The organism is Tepidibacter formicigenes DSM 15518 (assembly GCF_900142235.1).
Classification (GTDB): domain Bacteria; phylum Bacillota; class Clostridia; order Peptostreptococcales; family Peptostreptococcaceae; genus Tepidibacter; species Tepidibacter formicigenes.
Genome location: NZ_FRAE01000016.1, coordinates 15,921 through 30,771, shown reverse-complemented (window position 1 = coordinate 30,771; position 14,851 = coordinate 15,921). Strand labels below are relative to the sequence as shown.

12 protein-coding genes and 1 other RNA gene are annotated in these 14,851 nt (G+C 31.0%); all 13 read left to right on the top strand.

Annotated features, from left to right (window positions below; genetic code table 11):
• The first annotated feature begins 117 nt into the window (after window positions 1–117).
• The 13 genes from BUA77_RS04700 to BUA77_RS04640 all read left to right on the top strand — a co-directional run bounded on the left by BUA77_RS04700 (window position 118) and on the right by BUA77_RS04640 (window position 14,846).
• Window positions 118–1,140: a sugar-binding transcriptional regulator gene (locus tag BUA77_RS04700; RefSeq protein ID WP_072887823.1), complete on the top strand. Its 1,023-nt coding sequence runs from the start codon at window positions 118–120 to the stop codon at window positions 1,138–1,140.
• A gap of 43 nt (window positions 1,141–1,183) precedes the next feature.
• Window positions 1,184–2,188, top strand: a complete 1,005-nt coding sequence (gap, locus tag BUA77_RS04695) for a type I glyceraldehyde-3-phosphate dehydrogenase (RefSeq protein WP_072887821.1) — start codon at window positions 1,184–1,186, stop codon at window positions 2,186–2,188.
• A gap of 163 nt (window positions 2,189–2,351) precedes the next feature.
• A complete protein-coding gene (locus tag BUA77_RS04690) occupies window positions 2,352–3,551 on the top strand; it encodes a phosphoglycerate kinase (protein WP_200773921.1) in 1,200 nt (399 codons plus the stop codon).
• Between the two features lie 18 nt (window positions 3,552–3,569).
• Entirely contained in the window at window positions 3,570–4,316 is a 747-nt protein-coding gene (gene tpiA / locus BUA77_RS04685; RefSeq protein ID WP_072887819.1) for a triose-phosphate isomerase, read from the top strand.
• A 13-nt stretch (window positions 4,317–4,329) separates the two neighbouring features.
• Window positions 4,330–5,856, top strand: coding sequence for a 2,3-bisphosphoglycerate-independent phosphoglycerate mutase (gpmI, locus tag BUA77_RS04680; protein ID WP_072887817.1), 1,527 nt, complete (start codon window positions 4,330–4,332; stop codon window positions 5,854–5,856).
• 53 nt (window positions 5,857–5,909) lie between these two features.
• Complete coding sequence (eno, locus tag BUA77_RS04675; protein WP_072887815.1) at window positions 5,910–7,199, top strand: phosphopyruvate hydratase; 1,290 nt, start codon at window positions 5,910–5,912, stop codon at window positions 7,197–7,199.
• A gap of 139 nt (window positions 7,200–7,338) precedes the next feature.
• Window positions 7,339–7,566, top strand: a complete 228-nt coding sequence (gene secG, locus BUA77_RS04670; RefSeq protein ID WP_072887813.1) for a preprotein translocase subunit SecG — start codon at window positions 7,339–7,341, stop codon at window positions 7,564–7,566.
• Between the two features lie 229 nt (window positions 7,567–7,795).
• Window positions 7,796–9,814: a sodium-translocating pyrophosphatase gene (locus BUA77_RS04665; protein ID WP_072887810.1), complete on the top strand. Its 2,019-nt coding sequence runs from the start codon at window positions 7,796–7,798 to the stop codon at window positions 9,812–9,814.
• A gap of 320 nt (window positions 9,815–10,134) precedes the next feature.
• Complete coding sequence (locus BUA77_RS04660; protein ID WP_072887808.1) at window positions 10,135–10,521, top strand: PspC domain-containing protein; 387 nt, start codon at window positions 10,135–10,137, stop codon at window positions 10,519–10,521.
• A gap of 194 nt (window positions 10,522–10,715) precedes the next feature.
• Window positions 10,716–12,842, top strand: a complete 2,127-nt coding sequence (rnr, locus tag BUA77_RS04655; protein WP_072887805.1) for a ribonuclease R — start codon at window positions 10,716–10,718, stop codon at window positions 12,840–12,842.
• A gap of 146 nt (window positions 12,843–12,988) precedes the next feature.
• Window positions 12,989–13,447 carry an SsrA-binding protein SmpB gene (smpB, locus tag BUA77_RS04650; RefSeq protein ID WP_072887803.1) on the top strand — a complete coding sequence of 153 codons (459 nt, stop codon included), beginning with the start codon at window positions 12,989–12,991 and terminating at the stop codon, window positions 13,445–13,447.
• 18 nt (window positions 13,448–13,465) lie between these two features.
• Window positions 13,466–13,816: a transfer-messenger RNA gene (gene ssrA / locus BUA77_RS04645) on the top strand.
• A 229-nt stretch (window positions 13,817–14,045) separates the two neighbouring features.
• A complete protein-coding gene (locus BUA77_RS04640; RefSeq protein WP_072887801.1) occupies window positions 14,046–14,846 on the top strand; it encodes an amino acid ABC transporter substrate-binding protein in 801 nt (266 codons plus the stop codon).
• The last annotated feature ends 5 nt before the right edge of the window (window positions 14,847–14,851 follow it).

Sequence of the window (14,851 nt, the reverse complement as noted above, 5' to 3'; positions counted from 1 at the left end):
TCAAGAGGTGGGACTAAAATATTAATAAGGGATAATTTGAGTCCCACCTGAAAAATGGTTTTATAGGGACAAAAAATAAGCATAGGGATTACAAGTGTCCCTAAGGGGCAATGAATTATGAAAAAACTAATACAAATTCAAAAGAAGATAATTCCAGAAGTACTAGAGGTAATGGAAAGAAGATATTTAATATTAAAGCAAATATCTTTAAATGAGCCAATAGGAAGAAGAGCTCTTTCTAGTAAGCTTGAATTAAGTGAAAGAATTGTAAGGTCTGAAGTAGAATTTTTAAAAAATCAAGACCTTATAAATGTACATACTTCAGGGATGAACATAAGTGAAAGTGGAATATGTTTATTAGATGATTTAAAAGAATTTATAGATGAAATGATGGGAATATCTTATTTAGAAGAAAGTTTAAGGGAAAAATTAGGAATAAAAAAAGTAATAATAGTGCCAGGTAATGCTGATGAAGATAGTTTAGTGATAAAAGATATAGGGAAGACTACTTGTAAATATATTACTAAAATAATAAAAAATAACTCTATAATAGGAGTAACTGGTGGGAATACTATGCATGAGTTTGCTGATTGTCTACAAGAAAGCAAAAAGTATGAAAATGTATTGGTAGTTCCTGCAAGAGGTGGTCTTGGAAAAGAAGTTGAAATACAATCAAATAATATAGCAGCAGTTGTTAGTAAAAAACTAGGTGGAAATTATAAGCTTTTACATGTTCCAGATAATATAACAAAGGAAACTCTAGAAAGTTTAATTTTAGAGCCTGAGATAAGTAAAACATTAAAACATATAGAAAATGTCAATGTTTTAATATTTGGAATAGGAAGAGCAGATGATATGGCTAGAAGAAGAAAAATGCCTAAAGATGAATTCGACTATATATTATCAAAAGGCGCTGTAGGAGAAGCTTTTGGATACTATTTTAATAGAAATGGAGAAATAGTACATGAAACTATTACTATAGGTATAAAGTTAGAAAATTTTAAATCTATACAAAATACCATAGGAATAGTTGGAGGTAGTAGAAAGGCAGAAGCAATACTTGCTATATCAAAAATAAAAAAAGATTTGATTTTAATTACAGACGAAGGAGCTGCTAACAAGATACTTGAGTTAATTTAATTATAAAATTTAAATAAATAAATTTAATTAGGAGGAATGAAAAATGATTAAAGTTGCTATTAATGGTTTTGGAAGAATTGGTAGATTAGCATTAAGATTAATGCTTGAAAAGCCAGAATTTGAGGTTGTTGCAATAAACGACTTAACAGATGCTAAAACTTTAGCTCACTTATTCAAATATGATTCAGCTCAAGGACGTTTCAACGGAGAAATAGAAGTTAAAGAAGGAGCTTTCCTTGTAAATGGGAAAGAAATAAAAGTAACTGCTGATCCAAATCCAGAAAACTTACCATGGAAAGAACTTGGGGTAGATGTAGTACTTGAGTGTACAGGATTCTTTACAGATAAAGAAAAAGCAGAAGCTCATATAAAAGCTGGAGCTAAGAAAGTTGTTATATCAGCACCTGCAAAAGGAGACTTAAAAACTGTTGTATTCAACGTGAATCATGAAATATTAGATGGAACAGAAACAGTTATATCAGGAGCTTCTTGTACAACTAACTGTTTAGCGCCAATGGTTAAAGTATTAAATGATAAGTTTGGTTTAACAAAAGGATTTATGACTACTATACATGCTTATACAAATGATCAAAACACATTAGATGCACCTCACAGAAAAGGAGATCTTCGTCGTGCAAGAGCTGCTGCATCTAATATAGTTCCAGGATCAACTGGAGCTGCTAAAGCTATAGGATTAGTTATACCAGAACTTAAAGGTAAATTAGACGGAGGAGCTCAAAGAGTTCCAGTTATAACTGGTTCTTTAACAGAACTTGTATGTACATTAGAAAAACAAACTACTGCTGAAGAAATAAATGCTGCTATGAAAGAAGCTGCTAATGAATCATATGGATATAATGAAGAGCCATTAGTATCTTCTGACATAATAGGAATAGAATATGGATCATTATTTGATGCTACTCAAACTAAAGTTATGGAAGTAAATGGTGAGCAATTAGTAAAAGTTGCTTCTTGGTACGATAATGAAATGTCATACACAGCTCAATTAATAAGAACTTTACAATATTTTGTAAATATTTCAAAATAATTTATTAAAATTGAAGTAAACTAAAAATGGTCCGGGTTTTGTAGTGATTATGCTACGGGACCGGACCTTTTTTATAATGAACGAGGAAATAAAAATCATATAAAAAAGTATAACGCTTTTATTGCAAATGTGATATACTTTTACTGGGAAGGAGCTGGATATTATGTCAATGTTAAACAAAAAAACTATAGAAGATATAGAGGTAACTGGTAAAAGAGTATTAGTTAGATGTGACTTTAACGTTCCATTAAAAGATGGTGTTATAACTGATGAAAATAGATTAGTAGGTGCTCTTCCTACGATAAAGTATTTAATGGAAAAAGGAGCAAAGGTTATATTATGTTCTCATCTTGGAAAGCCAAAAGGGGAACCAAAACCAGAACTTTCACTTGCTCCAGTTGCTAAAAGACTTTCTGAAATGCTAAATAAGGAAGTTGTATTTGTAGCGGATGATAATGTTGTTGGAGAAAATGCAAAATCTGCAGTTGAAAATATGAAAGATGGAGATGTTATACTTCTTCAAAATACAAGATATAGAAAAGAAGAAACTAAAAATGAAGAAAGTTTCTCAAAAGAATTAGCTTCTCTTGCTGAAATTTTTGTAAATGATGCTTTTGGTACAGCTCACAGAGCTCACTGTTCAACTGTTGGAGTTACAAATTTTGTAGAGACTAGTGTTTGTGGATATTTAATTCAAAAAGAATTAAAATTCTTAGGTGAAGCTGTTGAAACTCCTGCAAGACCATTTGTAGCAATACTAGGTGGAGCAAAAGTTTCAGATAAAATAAATGTTATAAACAATTTGCTTGAAAAAGTAGATACGTTAATAATCGGTGGTGGAATGGCTTATACATTCTTAAAAGCTCAAGGATATGAAATTGGAACATCTTTACTTGAAGAAGATAAAATGGAATATTCTAAAGAAATGATAGAAAAAGCAAAAGCTAAAGGAGTAAAATTGTTACTTCCAGTTGATCATGTAACTGGAGAAAAATTTGATAAAGATACTACTCCTGTTGTTACAGAAGATGAAAATATTAAAGATGGATTTATGGGACTTGATATTGGACCTAAAACTGCAAAAATATATGCAGATGCTGTAAAAGAAGCAAAAACTGTAGTATGGAACGGACCTATGGGAGTGTTTGAATTTGAAAATTTTGCAAAAGGAACTATAGAGGTTGCTAAAGCAATGGCAGAATCTGATGCTACAACAGTTATAGGTGGAGGAGATAGTGCTGCAGCTGTAAATCAATTAGGATTTGGAGATAAAATGACTCACATTTCAACTGGTGGTGGAGCATCACTTGAGTTCTTAGAAGGAAAAGAACTTCCAGGAATCGTTGCTTTAAATGACAAATAATTGAAAGGGTGTGAGAGAATGAGAACTCCAATCATTGCTGGAAACTGGAAAATGCACAAAACTATAAAAGAAGCTGTTGAATTTGTAAATGAAGTTAAAGATAAAATTGCTAATACAGATGTTGAAGCTGTTATATGTGCTCCGTTTACGTTACTTAAAGATTTAAAAGAAGTTACTAAAGGAACTAATATTAAAGTTGGAGCTCAAAATATGCATTTTGAAGAAAAAGGAGCATTTACTGGAGAAATATCTCCTCTTATGCTTAAAGAAATTGAAGTAGATTATGTTGTAATAGGACACTCTGAAAGAAGACAATACTTCAATGAAACAGATGAAACAGTTAACAAAAAAGTATTAAAAGCCTTAGAGTATGATATAAAACCTATAGTTTGTGTAGGAGAAACTCTTGAAGAAAGAGAAACTCAAAAAACAAAAGATGTAGTAAAGGTTCAAGTTGAAAAAGCTCTTGAAAATGTTGATAAAGAAAGAGTAAAAGATATAGTAATTGCTTATGAGCCAATATGGGCTATAGGAACTGGAAAAACAGCTAGTAGTAAAGATGCAAATGATGTTATAGCTTATATAAGAGAAGTTGTAGGAAATATATTTGGAAGTGAAGTTTCTGAAGAAGTAAGAATACAATATGGTGGAAGTGTCAAACCTGCTAATGTAGAAGAAATAATGAATGAAGAGGATATAGATGGTGCTTTAGTTGGAGGAGCGAGTTTAAATCCTTCAGATTATGTAGAGCTTGTTAATTTCTAAGGAGTTGATAAATATGAAAAAGCCTGTAGCTTTAATCATACTAGATGGCTGGGGTATTAACAATTTAGAACTAGGAAATGCTATAAAAGCAGCAAAAACTCCAAATATGGATAAATATATAAATACTTATCCAAATGTATATATAAAAGCAAGTGGACTAGATGTAGGATTACCAGATGGACAAATGGGTAACTCAGAAGTAGGACACTTGAATATAGGTGCTGGAAGAATAGTTTATCAAGAACTTACTAGGATAACTAAGGCTATAGAGGATGAAAGTTTCTTTAAAAATGAAGAACTTTTAAGAGCAATCAAAAATGCTAAAGAAAATAACAAAAGCCTTCATATAATGGGACTTTTGTCAGATGGTGGAGTTCATTCTCATATAGATCATCTTAAAGGACTTTTAGAATTAGCTAAAAGAGAAAATCTAGAAAAAGTGTATGTTCATGCATTTTTAGATGGAAGAGATACTGACCCTAAAAGTGCACTAACTTACATAGATGAAATAGAAAAATATATGAAAGATAATGAAGTAGGTAAAATTGCTACTGTATCTGGTAGATATTACTCTATGGATAGAGATAAAAGATGGGAGAGAACTCAGCTTGCTTATGATGCACTTACTTTAGGCAAAGGTGAAAATGCAAATAGTGCAAGAGAAGCTGTTGAAAAATCATATAAAAATGATAAAACTGATGAATTTGTTTTACCTACTGTTATACTAGAAAATGGAAACCCAGTAGCTAAAATAGAAGATAATGATTCTGTAATATTCTTTAACTTTAGACCAGATAGAGCTAGACAAATAACTAGAGCAATAGTAGATAAAGAATTTAATGATTTTGAAAGAAGTTATGTAAATACTACTTTTGTGTGCATGACTCAATATGATATAACAATAAAAGATGCTTATGTTGCATTTAAACCTCAAAAGCTTAAAAATACATTAGGAGAATATCTAAGCAAAAAAGGTATAAAACAGCTTAGAATTGCAGAAACTGAAAAATATGCACATGTTACATTCTTCTTCAATGGTGGAATAGAAGACCCTAATGAAGGAGAAGATAGAGCATTAATACCATCTCCTAAGATTGCAACATATGATTTAAAACCAGAAATGTCAGCTCATGAAGTTACAGATGAACTTTTAGCTAGATTAGATGAAGATAAATACGATTTTATAGTATTAAACTTTGCAAATCCTGATATGGTAGGACATACAGGGGTGTTTGATGCTGCAGTTAAAGCAGTTGAAACTGTAGATGAATGTTTAGGAAAAGTAATTGATAAAATAGTTTCATTAGGTGGTAAGGCTTTAATTACAGCTGACCATGGAAATGCAGAAGAAATGTATGATGAAGAGAAAAAGCCTATAACGGCTCATTCTACAAATGTAGTTCCTTGTGTAGTTGTAACTGATGAAGATATAAAATTAAGAGAAGATGGTAGACTTTGTGATTTAGCACCAACTATTCTTGATTTTATGAATATAGAAAAACCAGAAGAAATGACTGGAAATAGTCTTATAGTTAAATAATTTGATTTTAAGTAAATATTTAATATTAATATAAAAAGAGAGGAGAAATGAAAATGAGCTTTATTCAAGATGTATATGCTAGAGAAATATTAGATTCAAGAGGTAATCCAACAGTAGAGGTTGAGGTAGTACTTGAAAGTGGAACTATGGGAAGAGCTGCTGTACCATCAGGTGCATCTACTGGAGCTTTCGAAGCTGTAGAATTAAGAGATGGAGATAAAGAAAGATTTTTAGGAAAAGGTGTAACTAAAGCTGTTGAAAATGTAAACACTATAATAGCTCCAGAGCTTGAAGGAATGAATATATTTGATCAAGTTGGAATAGATAAAACTTTAATTGAACTTGATGGAACAGATAATAAAGGAAAATTAGGAGCTAATGCTATTCTTGGAGTTTCTATGGCTGTAGCTAAAGCTGCTGCTGAAGAATTAGGACTTCCATTATTCCAATACATTGGTGGAGTAAATGCTAAACAACTTCCAGTTCCAATGATGAACATATTAAATGGTGGAGAACATGCTGACAATAATGTAGATATACAAGAATTTATGGTAATGCCTGTTGGTGCTTGTTGCTTTAAAGAAGCTTTAAGAATGGGTGCTGAAATATTCCATAACTTAAAGAAAGTATTAAGCTCTAAAGGACTTAATACTGCAGTAGGTGATGAAGGAGGATTTGCTCCAAACCTAGGATCAAATGAAGAAGCTTTAGAAGTAATAGTTGAAGCTATAAAAGCAGCTGGTTATGAGCCAGGAAAAGACGTAAAACTAGCACTTGATGTAGCTGCTACAGAAATATACAACAAAGAAACTAAAAAATATGTATTAGCTGGAGAAGGAAGAGAATTAACTGTTGAAGAAATGGTAGAATTCTATGCTAATTTAGTTGAAAAATATCCAATTATATCTATCGAAGATGGTTTAGATGAAGAAGATTGGGATGGATGGAAATTACTTACTGAAAAATTAGGCAACAAAATCCAATTAGTTGGAGATGACTTATTCGTTACAAATACTGAAAGATTAAGAAAAGGTATAGAAAATAAAACTTCTAATGCTATACTTATAAAGCTTAACCAAATAGGTACAATAACTGAAACTTTAGATGCAATAGAAATGGCTAAAAGAGCTGGATATACTGCAGTTATTTCTCATAGATCTGGAGAAACAGAAGATGCTACAATAGCTGACTTAGCTGTTGCAGTAAATGCTGGACAAATAAAAACTGGTGCTCCATCAAGAACTGATAGAGTTGCTAAATATAATCAATTAATAAGAATTGAAGAAATAATTGGAGAAGTTGCACAGTATCCAGGATTAAATGCTTTTTATAATTTAAGATAAATAATGTATAAAAATATATATTAAGTCAAAAATAGGAAGAAGTAATATTCTTCCTATTTTTGACTTTAATGTTGATTGATTATAAGTTATATGTTACACTATGTATATTAATCTAGGTTTGTGTTAAGGAGGTGTCAGAGTGAAGACTTTTTTAATGGTAGTACAGCTTATAACGAGCATAATTTTAATTGCTAGTGTATTACTTCAATCAGGAAAAAGTGCAGGTCTTTCAGGAAGTATAGCTGGAGGAGCTGAGCAAGTTATGGGAACTAAGGCTAGAGGATTAGATGCTTTATTTTCAAAAATTACTTCTGTTTCTGCTTTTTTATTTATTATAGTTGCTTTGTCGTTAGTTGCAATACAATAATAATTAATCCCATTTTTGTGGGATTTTTTTACTCTATAGGATATTATAAATTTTTTAACTTGTGGACAGATATAATTTTACAAAAATTAATATTATTTCACATTGGAGCAAGATAAAAAGGAAGAATAATGGCGAAATTTTTCGGAATATTCTTGAAATTAATTTAAGGTATATGACATAGTAATTTAAAGGGAAGAATATAAAAAATATTATAAGGAGGTATCAGGGAATGAGTTCATATGCAATGTTTGCTCCTATTATTGGTATTATTGCCTTAGTATTTGCTTATATATTAGCAAGCAAAATTAATAAGGTTGATGTTGGGACTGAAAGAATGAGAGAAATTTCTTCCTACATTCATGAAGGTGCCATGGCTTTTCTAACAAGGGAATATAAAACTCTTGTTGTATTCATAACTGCTCTATTTATTGTATTAGGTATATGGATTAGTTGGCTTACTGCAATATGTTTTTTAGTAGGAGCTATATTTTCAACACTTGCAGGTTTTTTTGGGATGCAGGTTGCTACAAAAGCTAATGTCAGAACAGCAAATGCTGCTAAAGAAGGTGGAATGAATAAAGCCTTAAGTGTTGCATTTTCGGGTGGAGCAGTAATGGGTATGGCTGTTGTTGGTCTTGGTCTTTTAGGAATTGGACAACTATTTATATCATTAATTTCTATGGGAAATGATCCAACTACTTCTGCTGAAATATTAACTGGCTTTGGACTTGGAGCTTCCTCTCTTGCATTATTTGGGCGTGTTGGTGGAGGAATATATACTAAAGCTGCTGATGTTGGAGCGGATCTTGTTGGTAAAGTAGAAGCAGGAATTCCTGAAGATGACCCAAGAAATCCAGCTGTTATAGCAGACAATGTAGGGGATAATGTAGGGGATGTTGCTGGTATGGGAGCAGATTTATTTGAATCTTATGTAGGTTCTCTTATTTCTGCAATAACACTAGGACTAATGGCTTATGGAATAAATGGAGCAGTATTTCCTCTTGTTTTAGCTGGAGCAGGAATAGTGGCTTCTATAATAGGAACATTCTTTGTTAAAGGGGATGAAAATGCAGATCCTCACAAAGCATTAAAAATGGGTACATATGTATCTGGGGTTATAACTGTAATATTAGGATTTATTTTATCTAGACAGCTTCTTGGAGATTTAAAAGGGTTCTGGGCAGTTGTTATAGGGCTTATAGTAGGAACTATTATCGGACAGCTTACAGAAATATATACATCAGGAGATTATTCATCTGTTAAAAAGATAGCTGCACAATCAGAAACAGGACCTGCAACAAATATAATAGCAGGACTTGCTGTGGGGATGGTTTCAACTGCATGGCCAATAATAGTAATGGCTTTTGGGATATTATTTGCTTATGGAGCTGCAGGACTTTATGGTATATCACTAGCAGCTGTAGGTATGCTTGCTACAGCGGGTATGACTGTAGCTGTTGATGCGTATGGTCCTATTGCTGATAATGCTGGTGGCATAGCTGAAATGTGTGAACTTCCAGAGGAAGTTAGAAATATAACAGATAAACTAGATTCGGTTGGAAATACTACAGCTGCAATAGGTAAAGGATTTGCTATAGGTTCAGCTGCCTTAACAGCTCTAGCATTATTTGCTTCTTATACAGCAGCAGCTAATTTAAAAGGAATAGATTTAACAAATCCAACCGTTATAGCAGGAATGCTTATAGGAGGAATGCTTCCATTTTTATTCTCTGCAATGACCATGGAAGCTGTTGGAAAGGCAGCTTTTCAAATGATAGAAGAAGTTAGAAGACAATTTAAAGAAATTCCAGGTATAATGGAAGGTAAAGCAAAACCAGATTATGCAAGATGTGTTGATATTTCAACAGGTTCTGCACTAAAAGAAATGATTATTCCAGGAGTTCTTGCTGTAGTATCTCCTATAGCAACAGGGCTTTTACTTGGAACAGAAGGTCTAGGAGGACTTCTTGCAGGAGCATTGGTATCCGGAATACTTATGGCTATAATGATGGCTAATGCTGGGGGTGCTTGGGATAATGCCAAAAAATATATAGAAGCAGGCCATCATGGTGGAAAAGGTAGTGAACCACATAAAGCTGCTGTTGTTGGCGATACGGTAGGAGATCCATTTAAAGATACATCAGGACCATCTATAAATATATTAATTAAGCTTATGACTATAGTATCTTTAGTTTTTGCTCCATTACTTGTTCAATATGGAGGAATATTATTAAGATTTTTTAGATAATAAAATAGTTTTTTGATTAAAGACCTATATTATTTATTGCCTTAGCAATTTAAAATAATATAGGTCTTTTGTAATTTAATCACAATATAGTAAAAGATTAAATATTTTATAATGAATAGGGAATTATAATCCTTTTGAATTGTGGATGAATATAATTTTCGTTATGAATTTTAAGCAACGGAATTCGTTAGAATTCGTTGGCGCCATGAAATTTCAAAAAAGTCTACATTTAAAATCTTTAGAATAAAGACTTTTTTATTAATGTAGATAGTATATAATTATTAATGTAGTTGAATAGTATTAGAAAGAGGGGTACGTGTATGGATAAAAAAATTTATCGTTCTAGAAAGGATAAAGTTTTAGGTGGAGTATGTGGTGGAATTGCAGAATATTTTGGAGTTGATCCAGCTTTAATAAGAATACTTTGGATTATAAGTTTTTTTACAATAGGATTAGGTTTTTTAGCATATATAGTATGTATAGTTATTATACCTGAAAATCCTAATGTTGAATTCATGTATGAAAAATATGATGAAAATGAAGAAGAAAAATTTAACAAAAGCAAAAGGATATCAGGAATTATATTAATACTAATAGGATTATTATATTTATTTAAAAAATATTTTTACTGGATTGATTTAGACCAGTTTTGGCCATTTATATTAATAGGAATTGGAGTGTTTCTTGTTTTAAAGAAAAATAAATAAATTAATATATAAATATATTAACTATTTTTAGTTTCATTATTGAGGAAAAACATGGTATTATAGATTCTAGATAGAATAAAACTATGTTATTAAAAAGTGTTTATGAAAAATGTAAATTGATTATTTAAAAATATAAAAAATGGAAAAAATATATTTACAAGAGATTTGTAAATTATTAAATAGGAGGTTGTAAAATGATACCAGGAATGAAAGAATCATTATTAATGTTTATGAAAGAAAATGCATACAACCCTTTGACTAAAGAAGAGCTTGCTTTTATATTTGATATACATTCATCGGAAAGAGCTATGTTTTATAATTTTTTAGATGAACTTGAAGAAGAAGGATACATATATAAAACTAAAAAGAAAAAGTATGGACTTCCTAGTAAAATGAATTTATTTGTAGGAAGACTTGTAACACATCAAAGAGGATTTGGTTTTATAATATCAAGTGAAGAAGGAGTAGAAGATTTATTTATACCTGCAAATGCAATGAATGGAGCTATGCACAATGATAAAGTAATAGCAAGAATTATGGAAAAATCTAAAGAAAGCAGACGTGCAGAAGGAGAAATTATCAAAATAATAGAAAGATCAATTCAAACAGTAGTTGGAACTTATGAATCGAGTAAAAATTTTGGATTTGTTGTTGCTGACAATAAAAGATTTATTAGAGATGTTTATATACCTAAGGCAGAGTCTCTTGGTGCGAACCATGGAGATAAAGTTGTTTGTGAAATTACACAGTGGCCTAAAAAAGGTAGAAATCCAGAAGGGAAAATCATAGAAATATTAGGAAAAAAAGGAGAAAGAGGGGTAGATATTTTATCTATAATTAGACAACATGATCTCCCGGAAGAATTTCCTAATAAGGTTTTAGCTGAAGCAGAAAAAATAAGTGAAGAAATACCTGAAGAAGAAATACAAAGAAGAGTAGATTTAAGAAATATGACAATATTTACAATAGATGGAGCAGATGCAAAAGATTTAGATGATGCTGTATCTATTGAAATTCTTTCAAATGGAAATTATAAATTAGGAGTTCATATTGCTGATGTTTCTCATTATGTAAAAGAGGGAACAAAGCTTGATAAAGAAGCTTTAAAAAGAGGAACCTCAGTATATTTAATAGATAGAGTTGTTCCTATGCTTCCTACAAAGCTTTCTAATGGAGTTTGTAGTCTAAATCCAAATGTAGATAGACTTACTCTTTCTATATTTATGGAAATAGATGAAAAGGGAAAAGTGTTAAAGCATGAAATAGTAGAATCTATTATAAACTCTAAAGCTAGAATGGTGTATACAGATGTATCTGACATACTTGAAAAGAATGATGAAGAACTTATTAACAAATATAAGCACTTAGTAGATGATTTTAGAAATATGGAAAAATTGGCTAGAATACTTATGAAAAAAAGAGAAGCTAGAGGAGCCATAGATTTTGACTTTCCAGAAGCTAAGATATTACTTGATAAAAAAGGTAAAGTATTAGATGTAAAAAAATATGAAAGAAGAATAGCTAATAGAATAATAGAGGAATTTATGTTAATAAGTAATGAGACTATAGCCGAACATTTTTTCTGGCTTACCATTCCTTTTGTTTATAGAATACATGAAACTCCAAGTGCTGAGAGAATAGATCAGTTTAATAAGTTTATATCTTCGTTTGGATATCATATAAAAGGAGACCTTGAAGAAGTTCATCCAAAAGCTTTACAATCAATTGTTCATGAAGCAAAAGGAAAAAAAGAAGAATTAGTTGTAAATACATTAATGCTAAGATCTCTAAAACAAGCTAGATATTCTCCGGAATGCGCTGGACATTTTGGGCTTGCAGCAAAATATTATTGTCACTATACATCTCCTATAAGAAGATATCCTGATCTTCAAATACACAGAATAATAAAAGAAGCATTAAATGGAAAACTTACTGAAAATAGAATACAAGCTTTAAAAAATATAGTAGTTTATTCTTCAGAGCAATCTTCTTTAAGAGAAAGAGCTGCTGATGATGCTCAAAGAGAGGTTGAGGATCTTAAAAAAGCAGAATATATGGAAGATAGAGTTGGAGAAGAATTTGAAGGTGTAGTATCTAGTGTAACTTCTTTTGGAATATTTGTAGAACTTGACAATACAATAGAAGGGCTTATTAGGGTATCTAATTTAGATGATGATTATTATATATTTGATGCTGAGAATTATGTTTTAATAGGAGAAAATACTAAAAAAACATATAGAATAGGAGATGCTTTAAAGATAAAAGTATCTAAAGTGAATATTGATTTTAAGGAAATTGAATTTTCTATAGTTAAAGATTAGAAGGATTTTAATATTAATTAAGTTTCCCCATAGATTATTAGATCTATGGGGGGAAAAAACTTGACAGTTTAAAGATAGTATGCTATTATTATTTTTACGATAAGGAACAAGCAATTTAAAGTTTCAAGTTGTAAGAGGGTGAATTTATGGCAGAAGGAAAAAAAATTTTAGCAACAAACAGAAAAGCAAGACATAATTATTTCATAGAGGAAGTTTATGAAGCAGGAATAGAGCTTAAAGGAACAGAAGTTAAATCTATAAGAGCAGGAAGATTAAATTTAGGTGATGGATATGCTTCTATAGATAATAATGAAGTTTTTCTAAAGCAAGTTCATATAAGTCCTTATGAACAAGGAAACATATTTAATGTAGACCCTCTTAGAGTTAGAAAATTATTACTTCATAAACATGAAATCAGAAAGTTAATTGGAGCAATAACTCAGCAAGGATATTCGTTGATACCTCTTAGTGTCTATCTAAAAAGAGGCAAAGTAAAAGTTGAAATAGCTCTTGCTAAAGGGAAAAAACTTTATGATAAGCGTCAAGATATTGCTAAAAAAGATGCAAAAAGACGCATACAAAGAGAGCTTGCAGGAAAATATTAAAAATTAAATATATAACATGGGGGCGTAAAGGTTTCGACGGGGGCTTGGAACTTAGAGTAGCGAGCCGTGTTTCTCTGGTCCACGTAAAAACTGGGGACTAAATATAAACGCAAACGATAATTACGCATTAGCAGCTTAATAATAGCTGCTCGTTCTCCCTGGTCTTCCCGCAGACTAGGCTAGAACGTCATATAGGCGGGGAACTATCTTTAGGGTGCCTTGACTAAAGATGGACTAATTAAGGCTGGCCAAGCTCAAAGCCTGCTACTAGGCGTTGAGTAAGGTGAGATTCTAATATAGTAGCTACGCTCGTAGAAGCTTTAGGGAAAGAGCTTTCGGACAGGGGTTCGATTCCCCTCGCCTCCACCAATACATAAAAAAGAGACTAGAAAATTCTAGTCTCTTTTGTTGATTTTATATGATATAACATTATATTTTAAAAATTCAATGATATAAAGACTTAAAGAGCTGGTTATTTCAGTTCTTTATTTTTTTACAAATAAATATCAGAAAATTACGAAAAATAGATTAGCACTTTACAACTTTATCGCAGTAAAGTATAATAATTCTTAGATTATAAAAATAAGGAGGTAAGAAAATGAAAAGTAAAGTTTCAATTATGTTTTTATTATTTTTAGGAATAATTATATTACTTATGGGATGTGCATCTACAGAAAAAGAGGACAATTCTCTTGAAGAAATAAAGAAAAAAGGAGAATTTGTAGTAGGGCTTGATGATAACTTTCCACCAATGGGATTTAAAGATGAAAATGGAGAAATAGTAGGGTTTGATATTGATCTTGCAAAGGAAGCTGCTAAAAGGATGGGGGTAAATGTTAAATTTAAAGCAGTAGATTGGGATGGTGTTTTACTAAGCCTTAAAAATAAAGATATAGATGTTATTTGGAATGGACTTACAATTACAGAAGAAAGGCAAAGACAAATTAATTTTTCTAAGGTATATTTACAAAATAGACAAATTATTGTTGTAAATAACAATTCAAATATAAAAAGTAAAGAAGATTTAGATGGTAAAATAGTTGGAGTTCAATTAGGAAGTAGTAGTGAAAATGCTTTAAATTCAGATGAAATAGTAAAATCATTAAAAGAAATTAGAAAGTTTTCAAATAACACAGAAGCTTTAATGGATTTAAAAGCAGGAAGAGTGGATGCAGTAGTAGTAGATGAAATAGTTGGAAGATATTATATAGAAAAGAAGCCTGGTGTATATAAGGTATTAGAAGATGATTTTGGAAGAGAAAGTTATGGAGTTGGAATAAGAAAAGAAGATATTAAATTTAAAGAAGAATTAGATAAAATACTAGATGAAATGAAAAATGATGGAACTGCTAAAAAAATATCACAAAAATGGTTTGGAGAAGATATAGTCGCTAAATAGGAGGA